Below are 22238 nucleotides of genomic sequence, written 5' to 3' on the forward strand. Positions count from 1 at the left end.
GCCTCACAGTTCGCTTGCGATCGGATCGGTCTTTTCCAGGACGGCGCCGCGCGCCGTCCTGCGCGTATTGTAGAACGTGGCGGCGATGCCCGAGGCAAGGATCACGGTGATGCCCAGCCAGACGTGCCAGTCGAAGCGGTCGCCCCACAGGGCCAGGCCCCACAGGCTGGAAAACACGACGCCGGTGTACTGCAGGTTCGCCACCACCAGCACCTTGCCGACACGGTAGGCGCGCGTCATCGCCATCTGCGCCATCAGCGCGGCCACGCCGATCCCGAGCAGCAGCAGGGCGCCGCCCTGGGTGTGCTCGTGGAAGGGAAGGCCGACCGGTTTGCCGTCGCCGCTCACTACGCCTACCAGGCCGGCAATGGCCGTCGTCAGCGAAAAATAGAACACGACGCGGTATTCGGGTTCGCCCATCTGCCCCAGTTTGCGCACCTGCATGTAGGCCATCGCCGAGATCACCGACGAGCACACACCGGCCAGGCCGCCCAGCCACTGCTGGGTTTCGATGGCCGGCTGCAGCACCAGGATCACCCCAACGAAGCTGGCGCCGACCGCCACGACGAGCGGCCACTCGACAGTATTGGCGCCGGTTGCCGCGCGCGACCACCAGCCGGCCAGGAACATCCCGGCCGCGATCCAGATCGGCGCCATGTAGTTCAGCGTCATGGCCGTGGCCAGCGGCAGTTTGCCGATCGCGAAGAACCACAGCCAGAGCGAAGTCACGCCGACCAGGCTGCGCCAGAGGTGGGCTTTCGGGAAGGGGGTGCGGAAGCTCCCGCCCTGGTGGCGCACGATGGCCAGCAGCACGAGCGAGCCGATGATGCCGCGGTAGAACAGGAGTTCGGAGGTGGTATAGAACTCGGAAGCGAGCTTCACGCCTGCGCCCATGGCGGCAAAGGCGAAGCTGGCGAACAACATCCACAGTGAGGGCATTACTTTCCTACGATGATGAAACCAGGGTAGACGATACAGCAGCTTGCGCCGGCGCGCCTGGCGCCACAGTGCGGCGCCCGATCACGCTGGCCGCAATGCAGGAGGCGAGGATGACGGCGATGCCGGCCCAGACCGTCCAGTGGAAAGCGTCGCCCCAGATCCAGCCGCCCAGCAGGCTGGAAAAGACGATGCCGCTGTACTGCAGGTTGGCCACCACCGGGGTGCGGCCCAGGCGGTAGGCGCGGGTCAGGGCCAGCTGGCCGGCGGTACCGGTCAGGCCCACCAAGCAGCAGCAGCGCGCCCCGCCAGTCGGGCGCATGCGAGCCGGAGGAGGGAAAGGCGAGCGTGCCCGCCAGGCCGGCGACGACATTGAGCAGCGAAAAATAGAACACGACCCGGTATTCGGGCTCGCCCTTGCGGCTCAGGCGCCGCACCATCAGGTAGGCCAGCGCCGCCAGCGCGCCGGAAGCGAGCGCCATCAGTCCGCCCAGCCACTGGTTGGCGGCGAAGGCGGGACGGAGCACCAGCACCACGCCGCCAAAGCTGGCCAGGATGGCAGCCAGCAGCGCCCACGGGAAGCGCCGCTCGCCGCGCCAGAGGGCGGCAACGATCAGGGCCACGGCGGTCCAGATCGGCGACAGGTAGTTCAGGGTGACGGCCGTCGCCAGCGGCAGGCGGGCGATCGCCGCGAACCAGAGCCAGAGCGAGGCCACGCCCAGCAGGCCGCGCCACAGGTGGGCCAGCGGTTCAGGGGTGGCGAGGGATCGGCCCTTGATACGGGCCAGGAAAAAGAGCAGCGCGACCCCGACGAGGCCGCGCACCAGCACGATCTCGGCGATCGAGTACCGGGTCGACGCCAGCTTCACGCAGGTGCCCATCAGGGCAAAGGCGAAGCTGGCGAAGAGCATCCACACGGCTTACAGCGCGATCTTGCTACGGTACCACTCGTGGAAGTGCTGCATGCCGTCTTCCATCGGCGACTGGTAGGGTCCCACTTCGTTGACGCCGCGCTCGACCAGGATCTTGCGGCCGGCGTCCATGCGCTGGGCGATCTCGTCGTCCTCGACGCAGGTCTCCATGTAGGCGGCGCGTTCGGCCTCGACCAGTTCGCGCTCGAACAGCGCGATCTCTTCGGGGTAGTAGAACTCGACCACGTTGCGCGTCTTTTGCGGACCCAGCGGCCACAGGGTGGACACGACCAGCACGTTCGGATACCACTCGACCATGATGTTCGGGTACAGGGTCAGCCAGATGGCGCCTTGCTTCGGTTCCTTGCCGCCATTGAACTTCAGTACCTGCTCCTGCCACTTTTTATACGTCGGCGAGCCGGCCTTCTGCAGGCCGCGGTTCACGCCCACGGTCTGCACGCTGAAGTCGCGGCCGAATTCCCATTTCAGGTCTTCGCAGGAGACGAAGTTGCCCAGGCCCGGATGGAAGGGCTCGACGTGGTAATCCTCGAGATAGACCTCGATGAAGGTCTTCCAGTTGTAGTCGACCTCGTGGATCTCGACGTGGTCGAACAGGTAGCCGGAGAAGTCGAGGTCCTTCGAGACCGACATCGCCTTCAGCTGCTGCATGACGTCGTAGCCGTTCTGCTCGAACAGCAGGCCGTTCCAGCTTTGCAGCGGCGATTTCGCCAGGTTGAGGCAGGGCGTTTCCGCGAAGTGCGGCGCGCCGATCAGCTCTCCCTTGAGGTCGTAAGTCCAGCGGTGCAGCGGGCAGACGATGTTCTTCGCGTTGCCGCGGCCATTGAACATCAGCGCCTGGCGATGGCGGCAGACGTTGGACAGCACCTCGATGCCGTTGGCATTGCGCACGAGCATGCGGCCTTCGTTTTCGGAAGGCAGGGTCGCGAAGTCGCCCGTTTCCGGCACCATCAGTTCGTGACCGACGTAGCGCGGGCCCTTCTGGAACAGTTGCTGGATTTCCCGCTGCAACAGTGCGTCGTCAAAATAAACATTTACCGGAAGCTGCGCGCACGAGCGCGCCAGCTTGGCGTGGGTAGCCAGATCGGACATCCCAACCCCCCTTATAGAAGCAGCGTGCCAAAGAGAAGAAAGAATCCAAAGACCAGTATTTTTCGCTGAGGAAATACGGTAATTCGGACAGAACCGGAGATTATAGCGTGTTACGAGCTCAACCGGGATGGATAAGCTGTTGCGCGTTGGATTGTTGTCCCGTCCGCCGAATTGGCGCGGTGAAGGGGGCATGGCGATCGCGTGCTGCTCGCGCCGGTTGGCGTTCAGGGGTGCGGGCCGTCGCGGGACTGCGGGGCGGAATGGCGCAGAAAGTGCCAGAAGGGCATGGTTTTCATGAAGTTGCGGGGGCTGGCGCTTCCGACGAACCCTTCTAGACTGAGCTCGGCAATCGCGCAAGACCACCCCAAGGGTGTGTATTGTTTTAAAATACGCGATTCAAGTCCCGCGCGGCGCACCCGATGCGCATGACGGGATCGCTGGCCCAACAAGAAGACACTATGGCAATCAATGCAAACGCGGGAGCGACGACGGCTCCGGCCTCGTTCGAGGAAGCAATGGCCGAGCTGGCCCAGCTCGTCACCCAGATGGAAGGCGGCCAGCTGCCGCTGGAAGCCTCGGTAGCCGCCTATGCGCGCGGCTCCGAGCTGGTGAAGTATTGCGCGGGGCAGCTCGACAAGGTCGAGTCGCAGGTGAAAGTCCTCGAAGGCGACATGTTGAAACCCTTCAGTGCCGACGGCGTCGGCGAGGGTAGTCAATGAGCGCGCTGTCCTTTTCCAGCTGGATGGGCGGCGTCCAGGCCGAGGTCGAGGAGGCGCTGTCGCGCTTCCTGCCCGCGGCCACGAGCGTGCCGACCAAGCTGCACGAAGCCATGCGCTACACGGTGCTCGGTGGCGGCAAGCGCGTGCGTCCCTTGCTGGTGTACGCCAGCGGCGCCCTGTTCGGCGCCGACCCGGCGGCACTGGCGCGCGCCGCCTGCGCCCGGAAATGATCCACGCCTATTCGCTGGTGCACGACGACATGCCCTGCATGGACGACGACGACCTGCGCCGCGGCAAACCCACGGTGCATGTGGCCTATGACGAAGCGACGGCGCTGCTGGTCGGCGATGCCCTGCAGGCCCAGGCCTTCGGCGTACTGGCAGGCGCCGATACGCTGCCCCCGGCACGGCTGGTCGCCATGCTGCGCCTGCTGGCCGAAGCGGCGGGGTCAAGCGGCATGTGCGGCGGCCAGGCCATCGATCTCGACAGTGTCGGCCTTGCGCTCGACCAGGACCAGCTCGAACGCATGCACCAGCTGAAAACCGGTGCGCTGCTGCGCGCCTCGGTGCTGCTGGGCGCGCTGTGCGGCAAGGACCTGAACCAGACGGAGCTCGAAGCCCTGGGTGCCTACTCGAAAGCGGTCGGGCTGGCCTTCCAGGTCGTCGACGACGTGCTCGACGCGACGGCCGATTCGGCCACGCTCGGCAAGACGGCGGGCAAGGATGCGGCCGACAACAAGCCGACCTATGTCTCGATCCTGGGCCTGGACCAGTCGAAGGCATTGGCGGAGCAATTGCGGCGCGAGGCGATCGATGCGCTGGCGCCATTTGGAGAACCAGCACTGCGGCTGCGCGAACTCGCGGATCTGATCGTGCAGCGGAAGGCATAAATGAACCTGTTAGAAACCATCAACGACCCCTCGGACCTGCGCCAACTGCCGCGCACCCAGCTCACGCCCCTGGCGAACGAGCTGCGCCAGTTCCTGCTCGAGTCGGTCGCGAAGACGGGGGGCCACCTGTCCTCGAACCTGGGCACGGTCGAACTGACCATCGCGCTGCATTATGTCTTCGAGACGCCGCACGACCGCATCGTCTGGGACGTCGGCCACCAGACCTATTCGCACAAGATCCTCACCGGCCGCCGCGGCCGCATGGACACGCTGCGCCAGCTCAATGGCCTGTCGGGCTTCCCGAAGCGCGACGAAAGCGAATACGACACCTTCGGCACCGCGCACTCGTCGACGTCGATTTCGGCAGCGCTGGGCATGGCTGCGGCCGCGAAGATCAAGGGCGAACACCGCCACGCGATTGCCGTCATCGGCGACGGCTCGATGACCGCGGGCATGGCTTTCGAGGCCCTGAACAATGCCGGCGTCGAGGAAGACTGCAACCTGCTGGTGGTCCTGAACGACAACGACATGTCGATCTCGCCGCCGGTCGGCGCGCTGAACCGCTACCTGGCGCGCCTGATGTCCGGCCAGTTCTACGCCGCCGCCAAGAGCGTGGGCAAGACCGTGCTGCCGGGCCCCGTGCTGGGCCTCGCGCGCAAGCTGGAGGAACACGCCAAGGGCATGGTGGTGCCAGCCACGATGTTCGAGGAATTCGGCTTCAACTACATCGGCCCGATCGACGGCCACGACCTCGACTCGCTGATCCCGACGCTGGAAAACATCAAGAAGCTCAAGGGGCCGCAGTTCCTCCACGTTGTGACGAAGAAGGGCCAGGGCTACAAGCTGGCCGAGGCCGAGCCGATCCTGTACCACGGCACGGGTAAATTCAATCCGACCGAGGGCATCAAGCCGGCCACGGCGCCCGCCAAGATGACCTATACCGAAGTCTTCGGCAACTGGCTGTGCGACATGGCAGCCGTCGATTCGCGCCTGGTCGGCATCACGCCGGCGATGCGCGAGGGCTCGGGCATGGTGCGCTTCCACCAGCAGTACCCGGAGCGCTATTTCGACGTCGGCATCGCCGAGCAGCACTCGGTGACCTTCGGCGCGGGCCTGGCGACCGAAGGCCTGAAGCCCGTGGTGGCGATCTATTCGACTTTCCTGCAGCGCGCCTACGACCAGCTGATCCACGACGTGGCGCTGCAGAACCTGGACGTGACCTTCGCATTGGACCGCGCGGGCCTGGTCGGCGCCGACGGCGCCACCCACGCGGGCAACTACGACCTGCCTTACCTGCGCTGCATCCCGAACATGGTGGTCATGGCGCCGTCGGATGAAAACGAATGCCGCCAGATGCTGACGACGGCTTACCACTATCCGGGCCCGGCCGCGGTGCGCTACCCGCGCGGCGCCGGTATCGGTGCGCCGTTGCAGGAGGAGCTGACCTCGATCGCCATCGGCAAGGGCGACATCAAGCGCCAGGGCGAGAAGATCGCCATCCTCGCCTTCGGTTCGATGGTGGCGCCGAGCATGGGCGCGGCAGCTGACCTGAACGCGACGGTCGCCAACATGCGTTTCGTGAAGCCGCTCGACGCCGCGCTGGTGGAGCAGCTGGCCGCCAGCCACGACTACCTGGTGACGGTGGAAGAGGGCGCGACCATGGGCGGCGCCGGCAGCGCCGTGGCCGAAGCGATGGCCGCCGCCGGCATCGTCAAGCCCCTGCTGATCCTCGGCCTGCCCGATAAATTCATCGACCAGGGCGACCCGGCCGCGCTGCTGGCCTCCGTCGGCCTGGACGCGAAAGGCATCGCCGCCTCGATCCGCACCCGCTTCGGCGCGGCGGGCGAGCCGCGGCTGGTGGTGAACAACACCTGATTCAATTGGATGAAACGAAGAAGCGGCGCCGAGGCGCCGCTTTTTTTTCCCGCTTCGTCGACCGTAGGGTGGACGGCTATACCCGACGGCTGGTACACCCGCGGCCTTGCTGCCGTCCACGCGTTCAACCTGTATACGCATCGTCGCGGCGTATCGGCCGCTGCTTGAACGCGTGGACGGCATCGGCGTCGCATGAACACGGCCGTCCCGGTAGAGCCGTCCACCCTACGGGTATGTTGCCTGGGGCGTAGCGTGGGCTCTCCAGACCCGTGGGGTGAGCGCCCGAGCCCACGCGGGACTGCGGCGTCCATTATCGTGCCTACCGCGTGGGCACAGGGCGCCCACCCTGCTGACTGACGTTCATCCGCTGCGTATGCGTCCACCAATGGACGTACGCCGACACCGCCGAATTGTCGATGCGGTAGGTCAGACTCCGTAGGGTGGGCGCCCCGAGCCCACCGTCCACGACACGCATGAACGCAAGGCTCCGAGACAACCAATCAAAACGCGCTGACGTTCATGCGCTGCGTATGCGTCCAGCGGTGATCCGATGCCGCCACCGCCGAATTGTAGGTACGGTAGGTCAGCCCCTCGCCCGGCCATGGATCCATCATGTAGATGTAGTTCACGCCGTTGTAGCTCTGGTAGCCGCGGCCGGCCATGATGTGTCCACCGCCGTTGGTCCAGCCATAGCGGATCACGAAGGGGCGATTCGCGTTGATGTCCCACACCACGCTGCTCCACGACGAAGCCGAGTTGTAGGCCGTATTCGGCACGCCCCAGGCATTGAGGATGTTCTGGACGCTGCCCGCCGTGCCATACATGCTGTTGGGCTGGTTGGCGTAGCTGTTCCAGTTGAAGGTGCCATTCCCGCAGGCGTAGTTCAGGCCAAAGGCCCAGTTCACGATCTGGCACTGGCTGGGCGTGCGCTGGTAGACGGCGAGGATGGCCTTGCTGGTGGCGGACCAGCACCACTGGCTGTGTTCCTGGGTCGTCAGCGGAACGTTCAGCGCGCGCGCTTGCGCGAACGCGGCGGGCAGGGCGGCGGCAAGCGCCAGGCCGAGCACGAGTTGAGTGACATTCTTCTTCATAGGGGTCTCCGTAAGCTGCATGTTGTAGTTGTGGGGATCGTCTTAGCGGTGCTGGTCCAGGTTGCCCTTCACCGCCACGCGCAGCGCCGGCAGGATCTCGGCATCGTCGAGCAGGGGCGCGACCGCTTTGGCGTCATTCACCGTCCCCTTCGCCATCGACAGCGAGGTGCGCGCCGACAGCAGCGGGGCGAAACGGGCGCTGCCGCCGACGCCGCTCACTTCCAGCAGGTCCGAGCGCGCCTGGTAGATGCGCACCAGGCGCAGGTTCGAGCGGTCCGCATTGCCGTGCTGGGCAACGAGCCTGTCGAGGTCCTTCGACAGCACGGCGGCGCCATAGGCGACGGTTTCGAAGCGGCCGTTCTGGCGCTCGACGGTGGCCATGCCGACCGGACGCTCGCCTGCCATGACGACGAAACGCCACTGGTTCGCATGGCGCGCCATGTCCTTCATCTTGCCCTTCGCGCCCAGGATCTTGTCCGGATCGATCGTGTAGACCGGGAAGCCGTAGCCGATGCGGGCGTCCTTCAGTTCGCTGACATCCTTGACGTCGAGCGGGAAGTCGGCCAGCGGGCTGCCGGCGCGCTGCTGCAGCAGCTGGTTGATGAAGGTGCTCAGGTCGCGCTGCGCGGCGGCCAGGGCGGCGCCGTTGCTGGCGCTGGCCTGCTGCGCCGCCGTGTGGTCGGCCGCTTGCGGGCCGGCCTGCGCGCTGCCGAAGGCGAGACTCACGCCGAGTGCCAGGGCGCCGAGCGCGTGTCGATAGGTCAGGTGCTGCCGATGTGGGTGTTGCATGGATGCTGACTCCTCAAATGTTGAAGCGAAACCCGCCTGTCCGGACGGGCGCGGAGGTGCTGCGACAAACATGCACGCGGGCTGCGTGCAGGACATCGGGTGCTGGCCACGGCGCGGGGCACCGGACCGGCGGTGAGCGATGATGCAAGGAGCGAGGCGGCGGCTATACGGATGCGGCGGGTATGGCCGGTCCTGCCCGAAGCAGGCGAAACAAATGGAGCGCGTGGTGACGACAGGGAGTGCCGCAGGACCCGGGGTCCGGCAAAGTCGCGCCCTGGAAGGTCCGGAACGGTCTTGTGGACGTTCCGGGCAGAAGTCCGGCCGGCGTCATTCGCCAGGCGGGCAGGATGCGGGGCGCTTGTATAGACAAGAGCCGTGGGATGCGTCGTATTGTAGTGAAGACAATCTCACTACTCAACAAATTTTTTGTTATCGGGGCGGGCGAAAGCATGTCCATCCGGCTATCGGCCGAACGGCAGCAGGCGCCGTCTTGTCAGCGGCCCTGTCCGAACAACTCCTCGGCGCGCCGGAACAGGATCCAGGAGGTCGCGATCAGCTTGTCGCCGCTGACCGGCACGTGGCCTTTATGCGTATGGGTGAAGCCCGCCGGCGCGATGATCAGGCGGCCCTTGCGCGCTTCGATCTTGCGGTCCTGGTAGAGGAACTCGGTTTCGCCCCCCTCGGCCACGTCGTTCAGGTAGAACTGGAACAGCAGCACCCGGTGCAGGGTTTCGCAACTGGCGTTCTGCGGATAGATCTCGGAATGCCAATGGTGGTAGCCGCCCGTCCCCTGCAGGTACTTCTGCAGGTTGATCGGGCCGCAGCGGTACATCGCCTGCAGCAGGGCGGGCAGGTGCGGACTGCCGCATTCGTCGAAGTTCGCCAGCGACAGCGCCACCGGCTCGCCCGTGCGCGGATGCGCCACCATGGGCGCGAGCGCGCCCAGCACGAGGGCGCGGTAGCGGTCGATGTAGCTCGCCAGGTGCTGGGCCACGGCCGCCATCATCAGGTTGCCGATGTCATGCCATTCCTTGTGCGGGCCGATGGTGAGATCCCAGCTGTCCTTCTTGTTCGTGTCGACGCCGTTGCCGGTGCGTCCGCGCACGACCTTGTCGCTGGCATGGAAGCGCGCCACGATGGCGTCGCATTGTTCGGGGCTGAGGGCGTTGTCGTAGATGCCGATGAAGTCGTCCAAGGTCGTCTCTTTTCCGTGATGGGGTGATTGTTTTTTTGTGCCAGTGTACCGCGCCATGCCAGGGCTGCGCACCCCCGTATCCGGGCAGGGTAGGGGCCATGGCGATGTGACAACACGGCAGGGTGCATGTAGAATTCGCCCTTTACGCGATTGGTGCCCTCCTGCTTGTCTGCCGGAGGGTGAAACGGGAAGCCGGTGACGCGCGGGATAGCCATCCCCCGCCAGTCCGGCGCAGCCCCCGCTGCTGTAGGCCTGACGACCCTGGCCATACGCCACTGTGCATCGCACGGGAAGGCAAGGACAGGGAAGGACGAAGGCAAGCCAGAAGACCGGCCAGTCGTGCAGTACTTTGCAGCGCCCGGGGTGTGGCGTTGCCGGTTGGCTGTCCGTTTTCCTTCGTTCCGGTCATGAGCTCGTGCGCGCCCGTTGCGGCGCGCTGCTGCGCGCAAGCGACTTCCCGCGAAGGGCATGGGTAGCCTGGTTTTCATGCGCGCCCCGCGTGCCTTACCCGTCGACGTCGATGAGTGCCCGTCTATCTTCCCGCGTCCTTGCGATGCTGCTGTGCTGCCTGGCGCTGCTGCCCGCGCGCGCCGCCACCCTGTTCGCCGCCGTTACCGAACGCGCCGCCCCGGCCGCCGTCGATGCCGCCCACCGCCACCGGAAGCGCATCCGCACGACCGCATCGTCTTGCGCACGACGGCGCAGCTGATGGCGGCGAGCGAACGCGACCTGGGACGCTGGATCGGCCAGGCCGACAGCGTGCTGGCCGTCGCCGTTTTCGGCGACCCGGCGCGGCGCCTGAAGGATGCCCCGGGCCGCCACGCGCGTCCCGCCACTGCCATCCTCGCCTTCAACGGCGAGGCGACCCTCAGCCTGTCGACGCGAGGGCGGCATGGCCGCTTGCACGATTTTTCGCCGGAGACCCTGCGCCAGCTCGCCGCCGAGGCGCCGCCGGAGGCCGCGCTGGCGGCGGCGCAGGCCCACGCGTCCGCGGCCTACTGGCTGGCTGCGCGGCGCCTGTGGCAGGCCGGCGGGGGCGACAACCTGGCTGCGTTGCTGGACGGTTTGCTGGATGCGCAGCCGGACCGTGCCGGTGCGCTGCCCGCGCCGCAGCCGGAACCGACGCTGCGCCTGCGCGTCGGCGCACGCGAGCTGGCCGATGCCGGCGCCTGGGGCCATGCCGCCAGCCTGGGCCTGAAGGAGCGGCCGACGGTCGTCGTGCTCGATCTGGCGAACATGGACCAGGAGGTCCCGGCCGCGCTGTGCCGGCGCATCGAGGCGCACGGCCAGGCTTGCGTGCAGCTGGCGGCGCGCTGGGGCGGCGCCTCGCGCGAGGCCCTCGAGCGCCTGCCGGAACTGATCGCGCCGGCGCGGCCCGCGGCACTCGTCGTGCTGCAGGATTTCGTGGTCGGCGCGGCCGAGGGCCGCGAGGCGGTGGAGGCTGCCTTCAAGCGGCTCGACATCCCGGTGTTCAAGGCGATCCGCCTGATGGATCGCAGTGCCGTGCAATGGCGCCTCTCGCCCGACGGCCTCACGCCCGATTCGGTGCAGTACCGGGTGGCGCTGCCCGAGCTGCAGGGGATCGGCCAGCCGATCGTGGTGGCGGCGCTGGGGCAGCCGCGCCACGATCCGCTGACCGGCATCGAACACCGGCCGCCGGTCGTGCTGGCGCCGGAAGCGGAGCGGGTCGCCGCCCGTGTGAGCCGCTGGCTGGCCCTGCGCGCCAAGCCGAACCGCGACAAGCGCGTCGCCCTCATCTATTACAACCATCCGCCGGGACGCCAGAACATCGGCGCCGACAACCTCGACGTGCCGGCCTCGCTGTTCGACATGCTGGTCGCACTGAAGGCGGCCGGCTATACGGTCGGCGAGCTGCCGGCCTCGCCGAAGCGCTGCTTGACCGCATCATGGCGCAGGGCGTCAACCTGCCGGAGGACCGCACGGCGCTGCGCGAACTGGCAGACAAGGTCGCCGGCGTCGAATCCGCCGACTATGCGCGCTGGTTCGGCGCACTGCCGCCGCGCGTGCAGGGCGAGATGCAAAGCGGCCTGCTCGGGCGCCTGCAGACCGACGTGCTGGAAGCGGAAGCTTCCGGAGAACAGGCGCTGGGACGCAAGCAGGTGAATGTCGTCATCAAGGAACTGCTGCACCTGGTCGAAGGCGCCGACCACCCGCAGCGGGCGCTGGCACTGCGCGACCTGGCGGCGCTGGAAGCGGGTTATACCGCTTGTCTCGACGAGCGCGCCCAACGCCCCTGCCGGTCTTTGGGCCCCCTGCAGCGGCGCCTGGCCGGCTACGGCATCGAAGGCTTGCGCGGCTGGGGACCGGTGCCGGGCAAGGTGATGGTCGAGGGCGGCCGGCTGCTGGTGCCGGGCATCGTGTTCGGCAACGTGTTCATCGGCCCGCAGCCGCCGCGCGGCTGGGAAGTGGACGAAGAGCTGCTGCATGCGAACACCAGCATCACGCCGCCGCACCAGTACCTGGCCTTTTATCACTGGCTGCGCGACCGCTTCAAGGCCGACGCCCTGGTCCATGTCGGGCGCCATTCGACCTATGAATTCTTGCCGGGCAAAGCCGTCGGCCTGGCGGCGGACGACTACCCCAGCCTGATCGCCGGCGACCTGCCGGGCATCTACCCGTACATCGTCGACGGCGTGGGCGAGGGCACCCAGGCCAAGCGGCGCGGCCTGGCCGTGATGGTCGACCACCTGACGCCACCGCTGGCGGCCACGCCCCTGTACGACGAGCTGCTGGCGCTGCGCCAGGTGGTCGAGAGCTACGAGGCGGCCAGCTCCGAGACGCTGAAAACGCAGGCCGCGGCGGTGATGCGCGAGCGCGTGACCAAACTGAACCTGCGCGCCGAACTGGAAGCCTCGATGGCCGATGTGCTCAAGGTGCGCGGCATCGGTTTCGACGCCGCCGACGACGACCTGCTGGCGCATGAAGTGGGCCACTACCTGACCAAGCTGCAGGAAAAGTTCATGCCCTACGGCCTGCACGTGTTCGGGCGCCCATGGGAACGCCAGTCGCTCGACCTGATGCTCGATTCCATGCGCAAGGGCGGCATCCTCGACCTTGACGTCGAGCGCAAGCTGGTGGACTCCCCGCGTCTCGAGATGGCGGGCCTGCTGGCCGGCCTGGACGGACGCTACATCGAGCCGGGCAAGGGCAACGACCCGCTGCGTTCGCCCGAGGCGCTGCCTACCGGGCGCAACTTCCATGCGGTCGATGGCGACATCCTGCCGACGCGGCTGGGCTATGGCCTGGGCGAGCGGCTGGCGACAAAGGCGGCCGCGCGCGCGAACGGCAAGGAGGGGGCAGCGAGGGCATCATCCTGTGGGCCTCCGACGCGGTGCGCGACGAGGGCGTAATGGTCGCCTTTGCGCTGGCGATGATGGGCGCCGAGCCGGTGTGGAATGCGCGCGGCATCGTGACCGATGTGCGCCTGAAGCCCGGGGCACCACGGCGCGATGCCATCGTCACCACCTCGGGACTGTTCCGCGACCTGTATCCGAACCTGATCCGCCTGATCGACCGCGCCGGCAGGCTGGCGCTGGCCGCATCGGCCGCCACCACGGTGGAAGAGGACCCCCAGCTGCGCGAGCCGCTGACGGCGGCACTGGCGCCGCTGCCGGGCGCGAGCTGGGGCCACGAAACGCTGGCGGACAACCGCGTGGCAGCCGGGTGGCTGGCGCGCACCAGGACCCTGCGCAGCGGCGGCATGCCGCTGGTGGACGCCGGCACGGCCGCGGCGCAGCGGGTCTTCGGCGATGCGCCTGGCGCCTATGGCACCGGCGTGAATCGCCTGACCGAGCGCTCCGGCGCCTGGCGCGAACGCGAGGAGCTCGGGCGCGCCTACCGCAACCGCATGGGCCATGCCTATGGCCTGGACGCGAGCGGCGAGGCGAACCACGCCGCCTTCGACGTCGCACTAAGCGGTATCGCGCGCACCTATCACGGCCGTGCCAGCAATCTCTACGGCCTGCTCGACAACAACGATGCCTTCGACTACCCGGGCGGCCTGTCGCTTGCTGTCGAGACGCGCACCGGGCGGGTGCCGGACGCGATGATCCTGCAGCACGGCCAGCCCGGCCAGGCCGATGTCGAGCCGCTGGCCTCCGCCCTGCTGGGCGAGCTGCGCGGGCGCTTCCTCAATCCCGCCTGGCTCAAGCCCCTGATGGGACACGGCTATGCCGGCGCGCGCACGATGGGCCAGGAATTCGTCGAGAATTTGTGGGGCTGGCAGGTGACGCGCCCCGACCTGGTCAAGAGCTGGGCGTGGGACGAGGTCAAGGCGGTTTACTTCGACGACGCCCATGGCCTCCAGTTGCCGCAATTCTTGGGCGAGCGCCACAACGTGCACGTGAAGGCGCACATGCTGGCGGTGTTCATGGTGGCGGCCGAGAAGGGCTACTGGAAGACCGACCGCGCCACCGTCCGCCGCATGGGCGGCGAGCTGGCGCGCCTGGTGGCCGCCAACGGGCTGCCCGGCAGCGGGCATACCTCGCCCGCGCATCCGATGTGGCAGTGGCTGGCGCCGCAGCTGGAGGACGCCGACGCGCGCCTGCTGGGCGTGGCTTTGGCACGCGCGCGCGGCGAGGCAGGGCTGCCTGCGCCACCGACCCCTCGGGCCACCGCGCATGCTGGGGCAGCGGCGACTGCGCCGCTGTCGGCGCGGCGCACGGCTGGCGCCACGCCTGCGCCCACGCCCGCGCCGGCGCCGGCGCCCGTGCGTGCCTATGAACTGCTGGCGTCGCCCGACGCGCCCGCACCTGTCGGCCTGCGTGTCGCCGGTGTACTTGGCGCACTCGCCTGTGCCTGCGTCCTGTTCGCGCTCGGCGTGCGCCGCGGCGCTCGACCGATTCTTCCTCAACCTTCCGGGAGCATTCCATGATCGACTTCTTTTCCTTCGCCTGGCTGCACGACGCCGTCAGCTGGCTGCTGGCGCCGGCCCTCGCAGCCCTGCTGCTGGGCTGCGCACTGGCGCTGCTCGAAGGCGGCATCGCCGTCGGCGAGCGCTTTTACGGCCTGGCGCGGCTGCATGCGGCGGGCGACCTCGCCCGCGTGCAGGCGGTGGCGCGGCGGCGCCTGGAACGCGCCGACCTGCTGGCGCGCATCCCGCCGATGCTCGGGCTGATGGCCACGATTATCCCGCTCGGACCGGGCCTGGCCGCGCTGGGCCAGGGCGATCCGGCCCGGCTGGCCAGCGCCGTCACCGTCGCCTTCGACGCCACCGTGCTGGGACTGGTCGCCGGCATCGGCGGCATGGTGATCGGCAAGCTGCGCCGCCGCTGGTACGAAGAGACCCTCGAAGCGATGGAAGGCGCGGCATGATCGCCGGCCGCAAACGCCTGCGCCTGTACTCGCGCCTGGACGCGCGCTTCGGCCAGGACGACGAGGATCCGCGCGCCAGCCTGGTCAACCTGGTCGACGTGATGCTGGTGTTCGCCTGCGGCCTGATCGCCGCGATCGCCGGCAGCCAGGGCGCCTTGAAGGCACCGCGCCCGGTCGAGAAGGGCCGCCAGATCGAGCGCCCGGCCAGCGGCGCGAGCCAGGCCGGCAGCGGCTACGACCGCGTCGGCGAGGTGTACCGCGATCCGAAGACGGGCAAACTGATGCTGATCGAGCCGGCCAGGTGAGCTGCCCGCACTGCCTCAGCGGTTGCGGGTGCAGACATACACCGCGCCGCCCGTCACCAGGAAGCCCGCCAGCGCCATCGGCCTGAGCGTTTCGCCCAGCAGGACATAGCCCATGCAGGCGGTCACGCCGGGAATGAGGTAGAACAGGCTGGCGACCTTGCTGGCCTCGCCCTTGCGCATCAGGACGAACAACAAACTGATCGACCCGATCGAGTTGACGGTGGAGAGCCAGGTCGAGGCGAACAGCAGGCGTGGCGTCCACTCCACCGCGAAGCCCTCGAAGCCGAGCGACAGGCCGCAGGCCACCATGCTGGCCACAAACAGCTGGACGAAGCCGCCGGTGCGCAGGTCCATCGCCGCGCAGTAGCGCTTCTGGTAGAGGGTGCCGAGGGTGATTCCGGCCAGGGCCAGCAGGCAGGAGCCGATACCGGCCAGGCTCGCGCCGCCTGTCCCCACCTTGTCGGCAACGACGAGCGCCACACCGCACAAGCCGCCGGCCAGTCCGATCCACTGCCGGGTGCTGGTTTTCTCGCCGAGGAAGAGCGCCGCGCCCAGTGCCGTGAACACCGGCATGGTGCCGACGACGAGCGCCGATACGCCGGCGCTGACGCCGAGCTTGAGCGCTGAATACAGCCCCGCGAACTGCAGCGCCTGCAGCAGCAGGCCGACCACGGCCAGATGGCCGAACTCGCGCCGGGTGGCGGGCCAGGGCGCGCGTGTGGTCAGCGCGACCGCCAGCAGGATCAGGGCCGCCACGCCGAAGCGCAGGAACAGCAGCGTGAAGGGCCCCGCATACGGCAAACCGATCTTGCCGACGATGTAGCCGGTGCTCCAGGTCAGCACGAACAGGGTGGGCAGGGCGGGCAGCATCGGCAGGGACGGCGTGGCGGTGGAGGCTTTGGCGATGCTCGGGGCGGTCATGGGTATCTCCGGTGGGATCGATGCATCGAGCTTAAGATGTCATCAGTTCCGATACAATGCCTCGACTGGATAAAACATTGTTTCCGAATTGGATACCATGGAAGAGATCAAACCACGCGAGTTCAGCGACATCTGGGCATTCGTTCGTGTCGTCGAGACCGGCACGTTTTCGGAAGCCGCACGCCAGATGGGCACGACGAAGGCCGCCATCAGCAAGCAGGTGGCGCGCCTCGAGCACGCGCTGCAGACCAAGCTCCTGAACCGGTCGACGCGCCGCATCGGCATGACCGAAGCGGGCCGCGAGATCCACCAGCACGCCGTGCGCATGGTGGAAGAGGCCAGGGCGATCGAAGCGACGATCGCCGGGCTGCAGCAGGGGCCGAGCGGCACCCTGCGTGTGACGACCTCGATGGCCTTCGGGAACGCCCAGCTGGCGCGGCTGCTGCCCGAGTTCATGGCGCGCTATCCGGACATCACGGTCGTCATGAACCTGAACGATCGCCGCGTCGACCTGGTGGAAGAGGGTTTCGACATCGCGCTGCGCCTGACCGCGCAGGTCGACCTGCAGACCGCCGTGGCGCGGCCCGTCGGGCGGCTCCGCCACGCGCTCGTGGCCGCCCCGGGCTACCTCGCGTGCCGCGGCAGGCCGCAAACGCTGGCCGACCTGCGCGACCACCAATGCATCGTGTTCGGCGAATCGCGCAGCGCCACCTGGACCTTCATGGTGGACGGCGAGCGCTCGCCGCTGAAGGTAGTAGGTGCCCTGGCCGCCAACAGCAGCCAGTCGCTGCGCATGGCCATGCTGGGCGGCGCCGGCATCGCGCTGCTGCCGACCTACATCGTCGGCGAGGACATCGCCCACGGCCGCGCCGAACGCCTGCTACCCGACGTGCAGCCACTGGGACTGTTCGGCGACCAGCTCTATGCCATCTACCTGCAGGACCGCTTCCTGCCGCCGAAGGTGCGGGTATTCATCGATTTTTTGGTGGAGAAGATTGGCGAGCATCCGGAGTGGGATGCGTTTTGAAACTCAATCGATGTTGTAGAGTTCGTACCGTCCACTCGAGATGTTCTTCTTTGCCGATTCGATCTCATCCTGGTCGCGCACCAGGTACGAGATGTCGGACCCGTTGGCTAAAGCGGCGCGGAAGAAATAGTTTTTGTTCGCTTCAAATTCGACGGGAATGTACAAGCTCGGAAACCCCTGCAGTTTGTATTCGTACGTCCCCGGGTTGGCCTCGTAGTACCCATATTCGCCCGTATTCAGGGGAATCTTCGGCTGGCCCTTGATCTCGAAATTCACGTCCATCAGCGACCCGATGATCCCCGTTTTCCATTGGTAGACATAAACGCCAGCTTTTCCTTCGGTGGGTTTCGTGAAGTTGGATGTCGTATCCAGATTCAGGTCTTTATAGGGCGTCACGGCGCAGCCGGACAGTAACAGGGCACTCAGAACGATCGATACTATTTTCATGTTGCTTTAACTTGTTGCGGTAAATTTTCGTGGATTGGCTACACCGGGCGTCAAACCGCCCCGAGCAGCCGCAAATGCTCGTCATCGAGCACACTGTCGACCATCGCGTCGATACGCCGGTCGCCATCCGCGATCGCCAGATCCAGTTCCGCCAGGACAGCCCCATGCTCGCGCTGGCGGCGCACGCCGAAGAGGTCGAGGCGCTCGATGGCATACACCAGCAAGGCACTGGATAGGCCGGTCATGGTGGCAACGAGCACGGCGGCAACCGGTCCGGCCAGGGGCGCCAGCGGGGGAAGGTGGGTGGCGAACAGGGCGGTGATCGCCTTTTCCGCCACTTCCTCGGCCATGATGCCCAGCGAAGTCGTCAATCCGGTCGCCAACAGCTTGAGGGCCGCGTCGCCGGCCTGCGCGCGCGTCATGCCCTTGGGTGGGAACAGCGCCAGCTTCAGGGCCGACAGGATCGCCATCATCCCCTCCCGAATGACGCGCACGACGCGCTTGCCGGTGGTGACCAGCATGTTGATCAGCATGGTGGCGAGGTTGCTGAGGAAGCCGCTGATGGCGCCATCCTTGAATGCGGCCAGCGTGTCTTGCCATTTCGCCGCGACGCGTTTGACGATCCTTCCCAGCCGCTTGCGCAGCGCGTCGAAAAAGCCCGCGCTGCCGGTATCGCCACGCAGGCCTTTCCTGTAGGCGTCGAGGACTTCATCGAAGCTCGCGGTAAGGAATTCGGTCAGCAACAGGCCGACTGCCTGCTGCAAACCCATCTTGCCGGCTTGCCCGGTGCCCGTTGCGACCGCACGCTCGCCATAGTAGGCCGCCTTGTCGCCCAGGCCTGGTGCGTGTTGTGAAGCGGCGCGCTGGCCGCGTCCGATGGCGGGCTTGACGCGCCGGTCGTCGAGGCCGTAGCGCTCCTTGTTGTTGCGGCCGCTGCCGTCGGTGGCCTGGCTGTCGCGCCATTGGTCGAGCGCTTTTTGCTGCTTGGAGCGGTTGGCGCCATTCGCGGTCATGGCAAAGTTGTCAGGGTCGGCGCCAAAGGCCTCCTTTTTCCCCTTGTCCTGCATGAAGCCGCCTTCATTGTGGTACTGGTTGACCGAGTAAATGTGGTCGCAGTCCGCCTGCGAATAATCGAGCAGCTCGCCCGAGTATTCGTCCACGATCATCTGGGAATCGGGATGGATGCTCGCATCCCGGTATGTGCCGCGCGCCGTCTTGTAGGCCTGCCCGGCGTATTCTTCGCGCTTGAATTCGTCCTCGCTGCGCGCATACACGCCTTCTTTGGCATTGTGCACGGTGGTGACGTTGCCGCCCGCCTTGTCGGCCGCCGCGAGAACCTGGCCGAGGCCGAAGGGACCGGCGATCCCGCGCAGCACGGCATTGCGGCAATCGCCAAGCAGCGCGTCCATGCGTTCGCTATCCCAGCGGGTGCGCAACTGGGCTAGCAGTGCGCGCGTCTCGCGGTTCGAGACGCCGACCGGCGCATTCCACGCCGCCATTTCGGCCGCGTGCTCCTCGAGCATCTCGTCCAGGATGGCATGGGCCGCATGGCTGGTGCCTGTGCTGTCGGTTCCGTCGGTGGGCACGCGGTAGGAGGCGATGCCGGCGCGGTGCTCCCGCAAGGTATCGAGCCGGGCCTTTTGCTTGCGGTGCAGTTCGGCGCGTGACGGTTTCATGCCAGGCTGGCTTCGTAGTTGACCGACATCGATTTCCAGCGCGCGATGAATTGTTCTTCGTGCGTGTTGACGACGCCATCCGCATGGGCGATCACGTCGACGATATCGTCGATATCCCGTTTCGGCAGCCCGGCGTGCTTGGCATACTGCAGCGCCTGCGGCAGGGTAGGGGGCTTGGCGGTCAGCCTGGCCACGCGCTCGCTGAGGACGGGCGGCAGGTTGGCGGCGCTGCAGCCGGCAATGAACTGGTCGAGTTCCTGGCGCTCTTCGTCGCAGATGACACCGTCTGCATTCGCGATGGCCAGGCCCACCGCGTACATGGCGACGAGCTTCTTCTCGAAGTCCTGGTAAGCCTGCAGGCGCTTGGCCAGCGCGGCCATCTTCTTTTCATACTTCGTCTGGGCCGCGCGCTCCCCGGCTTTGGTGCCTTCGGCCACCCCTTTCCGGTAGGCCGTATCGCTCGCGCTGGACGCGTGATCGACCGCCGCGGCGGCGCCGCCGATGCCGGCGCCAATCGCCGCTCCGGCCGCGGTCGTCGTGCCGAGCGCGCCAATGGCGACGGCAAGCGAACTGCCGCCGGTCATCGGCGCCAGCACGACGGCGCCGACGCCGCCGGCGACGTAGGCGAGGCATTTAAAGAATCCCATGTAGTTCTCCTGATGAATCGTGGAAGCTGCCGGGAGGGCAGCGAGCAATCCGCTATGGTAGACGCAAAGTTCCGTAAGGAAACTATTGAATACTCACATTGCATGAATTCCGCGAGCGCGGGAGCGTTGCCGGCACAGTGCGGGACTTCAAGCTGGGAACTATGTGGAACCGGACTTCGATTTCTCCTGAAAAACCGTGCGTTTTCGCCTGTGATATCGTCGTGCTCACATTCTGGACAGCCAAAGGGAGAAAGAATGCAGCGTTTCACCGATAAAGCCGTACTGATCACGGGCGCCGCTTCCGGCATCGGCCTGGCGGCTGCCCACCGCTTCCTCGACGAAGGCGCCCGTGTCGTGATGCTCGATATCGACGAAGCCAGCCTCAGGAAAGCGGCCGCGAAACTGCCGCAGGACCGCATTCTCGTCCAGGTCGGTGACACGGCCGACAGGAAGACGGCAACGGCTGCCGTCAAGGCGGCGGTCGAGCGTTTCGGCGCGCTGCATATCCTGGTCAATAACGCCGGGATGGCCACCGAAGGCGACATCACACAAACCAGTGAGGAAGACTTCGAACGCGTGATGGCCGTGAATGTCGCTGGCTACTTCCATATGGCGAAGGCGGCGATGCCAGAACTCGTCAAAACACGCGGTTCGATCGTCATGACTTCCTCCGTCTCGGGCCTTGGCGGCGACTGGAATCTGTTCGCCTATAACACCTCGAAGGGAGCCGTGAGCAACATGGTGCGCGCGATGGCGATGGATGCGGCAAAGGACGGGGTGCGCGTGAATGCGGTCAATCCGAGTTTCACCAAAACCGGCATGACCGAGGACATGGTGAGCGATCCCGAACTGGTCGCCAAGTTCAGGGAACGCATGCCGCTCGGCGCGCCCGAGGATCCGGAAGGTGTCGCGGCGGCGATGGCTTTTCTCGCCAGCGAGGACGCGCGCCTCATTACCGGCGTCAATCTGCCGGTCGATGCGGGCCTGCTGGCATCGAACGGGCAGCCGCCGCAGTAAGCATTGATCCAGCCCCAACCGCTGGGGTCAGGTCTGACAAATGGACACGAGCTCTGCCTTTAAGTCGGCAGTGAAGGGCGTGCGGCTGAGATCGTGTCCGAATGTCAGACCTGACCCCGGTTTCGAATGGACACGAGCTCTGCCTTTAAGTCGGCAGTGAAGGGCGTGCGGCTGAGATCGTGTCCGAATGTCAGACCTGACCCCCGGTTTCGGTTTCGCGGTTTCGCGTATTTCTTCATTTCTTGTCCGCCAGCGAAGCCGCTCATCCACCAGGTTTCACTACGCCACGTCCCTCCGGCACATGAATCGATCGTGCCAGCAAATGCCCCGCCAGCCAGCCCCCGATCAGCCCACCGATATGCGCGGCATTGTCCGTGTGCGGATACACAAACCCCATCCACAGGCTGAACAGCAGGAAGGGCAGCAATGAGCCGCGCAGTTCGGTAACGACCGTCGGCGGCACGCCGCTGTGCGGGCGCGAGAGGAAGGCGAGCAGGCCGCCGATGATGCCGAAGATGGCGCCGGACGCGCCCACGCTGCTGACCGGCGCATGCCGCAGCACGCTCCACAACACGCTCGACAGGCTGCCGCTGACGCCGGCCAGCAGGTACAGGCCGGCAAAGCGCGTGCTGCCGAAGATGCGCTCGGCGAGCGTGCCGACCTGCCACAGCGCCAGCATGTTGAAGCCCGGGTGCCAGATGCTCCCGTGCAGGAACATCGAGCTCACCAGGCGCCAGTACTCGCCCTGGCCCAGCGTCAGGCGGCCGATGTTCGCGCCCCAGTCGCGCAGCAGGGAAGCCTGCAGCGATGCGTCGGCCGCGGCCGGATACAGCGCGAACATCCGCCGCATCGGGCCCACCAGCGCGGCCTCGTAATGGCGCCGTGCCAGCCACATCAGGGCGAACAGGCCGACGTTCGCCGCCAGCAGGCCCCAGATCACGGGCGTCGACGGCGTCCAGTAGTCGATGCGGTCGTGGAAAACGGCGTTTTCCTCGTGTTCCTGCCTGAAACGTTCGGTCTGGCGCGCCGGCAGCAGGGCGACGATGCGCTGCGCCGTTGCCGCATCGGCGACGGAAAAGCCCACCGTCACGTCTTCGTCCACGCCCAGCACGTCGAACCAGACGTCCTGGCCATTGTCATAGGCGTTGACGATGTCGGCCATGCGCAGCCGTTCTTCGCAGCGCTGGGGCAGGCGGAAGGAGCGCTGGCGGCTGCCGCGCACGATCACGAAGTCGTCCTGCACCTCGAGCGTGCCCGGACCGCGGAAGCGGAAGGGATTGGTCGGCCAGCGCGAACCGGCCATGTAGAAACGGACGTCGAAGCGTGCACTCACTCCCACCGGCACGTCC

21 protein-coding genes, 1 pseudogene and 1 riboswitch are annotated in these 22238 nt (G+C 66.8%); of the genes and pseudogenes, 11 read left to right on the forward strand and 11 right to left on the reverse strand.

Annotated features, from left to right (window positions below; all coding sequences use genetic code 11):
• Positions 1-3: 3 nt before the first annotated feature.
• The 3 genes from G4G28_RS04650 to G4G28_RS04660 are packed head-to-tail and all read right to left on the reverse strand — an operon-like array spanning position 4 to position 2957.
• The gene (locus G4G28_RS04650; RefSeq protein ID WP_182991027.1) at positions 4-939 is read right to left on the reverse strand and encodes a DMT family transporter; all 936 of its coding nucleotides are present in this window, start codon (positions 937-939) and stop codon (positions 4-6) included.
• A complete protein-coding gene (locus G4G28_RS04655) occupies positions 939-1847 on the reverse strand; it encodes a DMT family transporter (RefSeq protein WP_229508057.1) in 909 nt (302 codons plus the stop codon). The genes G4G28_RS04650 and G4G28_RS04655 overlap by 1 nt, the downstream gene beginning before the upstream one ends.
• Positions 1848-1856: 9 nt before the next feature.
• A complete protein-coding gene (locus G4G28_RS04660; protein WP_182991029.1) occupies positions 1857-2957 on the reverse strand; it encodes an aromatic ring-hydroxylating dioxygenase subunit alpha in 1101 nt (366 codons plus the stop codon).
• Between the two features lie 458 nt (positions 2958-3415).
• Here G4G28_RS04660 and G4G28_RS04665 point away from each other — a divergent pair, with 458 nt between their 5' ends.
• From G4G28_RS04665 to dxs, 3 genes and pseudogenes are all read left to right on the forward strand, one after another.
• Positions 3416-3676, forward strand: a complete 261-nt coding sequence (locus G4G28_RS04665; RefSeq protein ID WP_182991030.1) for an exodeoxyribonuclease VII small subunit — start codon at positions 3416-3418, stop codon at positions 3674-3676.
• 5 nt (positions 3677-3681) lie between these two features.
• Positions 3682-4565, forward strand: a pseudogene (locus tag G4G28_RS04670) (polyprenyl synthetase family protein).
• Positions 4566-6440, forward strand: coding sequence for a 1-deoxy-D-xylulose-5-phosphate synthase (gene dxs / locus G4G28_RS04675; RefSeq protein ID WP_183108088.1), 1875 nt, complete (start codon positions 4566-4568; stop codon positions 6438-6440).
• A 500-nt stretch (positions 6441-6940) separates the two neighbouring features.
• On the opposite strand, the gene G4G28_RS04680 is transcribed toward dxs, so the two are convergent.
• The 3 genes from G4G28_RS04680 to G4G28_RS04690 form a co-directional block, all read right to left on the reverse strand.
• A complete protein-coding gene (locus G4G28_RS04680; RefSeq protein ID WP_182991031.1) occupies positions 6941-7531 on the reverse strand; it encodes a C39 family peptidase in 591 nt (196 codons plus the stop codon).
• Between the two features lie 42 nt (positions 7532-7573).
• Positions 7574-8320 carry a hypothetical protein gene (locus G4G28_RS04685; protein WP_183108089.1) on the reverse strand — a complete coding sequence of 249 codons (747 nt, stop codon included), beginning with the start codon at positions 8318-8320 and terminating at the stop codon, positions 7574-7576.
• A gap of 493 nt (positions 8321-8813) precedes the next feature.
• Positions 8814-9515 carry a 2OG-Fe(II) oxygenase gene (locus G4G28_RS04690; RefSeq protein ID WP_182991033.1) on the reverse strand — a complete coding sequence of 234 codons (702 nt, stop codon included), beginning with the start codon at positions 9513-9515 and terminating at the stop codon, positions 8814-8816.
• Positions 9516-9649: 134 nt separating this feature from the next.
• Positions 9650-9868, forward strand: a riboswitch (cobalamin riboswitch).
• Between the two features lie 167 nt (positions 9869-10035).
• On the opposite strand from G4G28_RS04690, the gene G4G28_RS24685 reads away from it, so the two are divergent.
• The 6 genes from G4G28_RS24685 to G4G28_RS04705 all read left to right on the forward strand — a co-directional run bounded on the left by G4G28_RS24685 (position 10036) and on the right by G4G28_RS04705 (position 15154).
• A complete protein-coding gene (locus G4G28_RS24685) occupies positions 10036-10224 on the forward strand; it encodes a hypothetical protein (protein WP_202033720.1) in 189 nt (62 codons plus the stop codon).
• Complete coding sequence (locus G4G28_RS25270; RefSeq protein WP_229507894.1) at positions 10224-11639, forward strand: cobaltochelatase subunit CobN; 1416 nt, start codon at positions 10224-10226, stop codon at positions 11637-11639. Before G4G28_RS24685 ends, G4G28_RS25270 begins: the two co-directional genes overlap by 1 nt.
• 218 nt (positions 11640-11857) lie before the next feature.
• A complete protein-coding gene (locus G4G28_RS27400; protein ID WP_267875282.1) occupies positions 11858-12886 on the forward strand; it encodes a cobaltochelatase subunit CobN in 1029 nt (342 codons plus the stop codon).
• Positions 12886-14409: a cobaltochelatase subunit CobN gene (locus tag G4G28_RS27405; RefSeq protein WP_267875271.1), complete on the forward strand. Its 1524-nt coding sequence runs from the start codon at positions 12886-12888 to the stop codon at positions 14407-14409. Before G4G28_RS27400 ends, G4G28_RS27405 begins: the two co-directional genes overlap by 1 nt.
• A complete protein-coding gene (locus G4G28_RS04700) occupies positions 14406-14849 on the forward strand; it encodes a MotA/TolQ/ExbB proton channel family protein (RefSeq protein WP_183108090.1) in 444 nt (147 codons plus the stop codon). The genes G4G28_RS27405 and G4G28_RS04700 overlap by 4 nt, the downstream gene beginning before the upstream one ends.
• Positions 14846-15154, forward strand: coding sequence for a DUF2149 domain-containing protein (locus tag G4G28_RS04705; RefSeq protein ID WP_183108091.1), 309 nt, complete (start codon positions 14846-14848; stop codon positions 15152-15154). The genes G4G28_RS04700 and G4G28_RS04705 overlap by 4 nt, the downstream gene beginning before the upstream one ends.
• A gap of 15 nt (positions 15155-15169) precedes the next feature.
• Here the strand turns inward: G4G28_RS04705 and G4G28_RS04710 are convergent, their stop codons facing one another.
• Positions 15170-16075 carry a DMT family transporter gene (locus tag G4G28_RS04710; protein WP_183108092.1) on the reverse strand — a complete coding sequence of 302 codons (906 nt, stop codon included), beginning with the start codon at positions 16073-16075 and terminating at the stop codon, positions 15170-15172.
• 97 nt (positions 16076-16172) lie between these two features.
• Between G4G28_RS04710 and G4G28_RS04715 the strand changes: the two genes are divergently transcribed.
• Positions 16173-17102 (forward strand): LysR family transcriptional regulator, encoded by a 930-nt coding sequence (locus tag G4G28_RS04715; protein WP_183108093.1) that lies wholly within the window; start codon positions 16173-16175, stop codon positions 17100-17102.
• Between the two features lie 3 nt (positions 17103-17105).
• Here G4G28_RS04715 and G4G28_RS04720 read toward each other — a convergent pair whose 3' ends face one another.
• The 3 genes from G4G28_RS04720 to G4G28_RS04730 are packed head-to-tail and all read right to left on the reverse strand — an operon-like array spanning position 17106 to position 19872.
• The gene (locus G4G28_RS04720; RefSeq protein ID WP_182991036.1) at positions 17106-17549 is read right to left on the reverse strand and encodes a DUF2846 domain-containing protein; all 444 of its coding nucleotides are present in this window, start codon (positions 17547-17549) and stop codon (positions 17106-17108) included.
• Between the two features lie 50 nt (positions 17550-17599).
• Entirely contained in the window at positions 17600-19225 is a 1626-nt protein-coding gene (locus tag G4G28_RS04725) for a hypothetical protein (RefSeq protein WP_182991037.1), read from the reverse strand.
• Positions 19222-19872, reverse strand: coding sequence for a TerB family tellurite resistance protein (locus G4G28_RS04730; RefSeq protein WP_183108094.1), 651 nt, complete (start codon positions 19870-19872; stop codon positions 19222-19224). Before G4G28_RS04730 ends, G4G28_RS04725 begins: the two co-directional genes overlap by 4 nt.
• Positions 19873-20127: 255 nt before the next feature.
• On the opposite strand from G4G28_RS04730, the gene G4G28_RS04735 reads away from it, so the two are divergent.
• Positions 20128-20889, forward strand: coding sequence for an SDR family NAD(P)-dependent oxidoreductase (locus G4G28_RS04735; RefSeq protein ID WP_182991039.1), 762 nt, complete (start codon positions 20128-20130; stop codon positions 20887-20889).
• A gap of 262 nt (positions 20890-21151) precedes the next feature.
• On the opposite strand, the gene G4G28_RS04740 is transcribed toward G4G28_RS04735, so the two are convergent.
• Complete coding sequence (locus G4G28_RS04740) at positions 21152-22228, reverse strand: rhomboid family intramembrane serine protease (RefSeq protein WP_183108095.1); 1077 nt, start codon at positions 22226-22228, stop codon at positions 21152-21154.
• Between the last annotated feature and the right edge of the window lie 10 nt (positions 22229-22238).

The organism is Massilia sp. Dwa41.01b (assembly GCF_014171775.1).
In the GTDB taxonomy this organism is placed as follows: domain Bacteria; phylum Pseudomonadota; class Gammaproteobacteria; order Burkholderiales; family Burkholderiaceae_D; genus Telluria.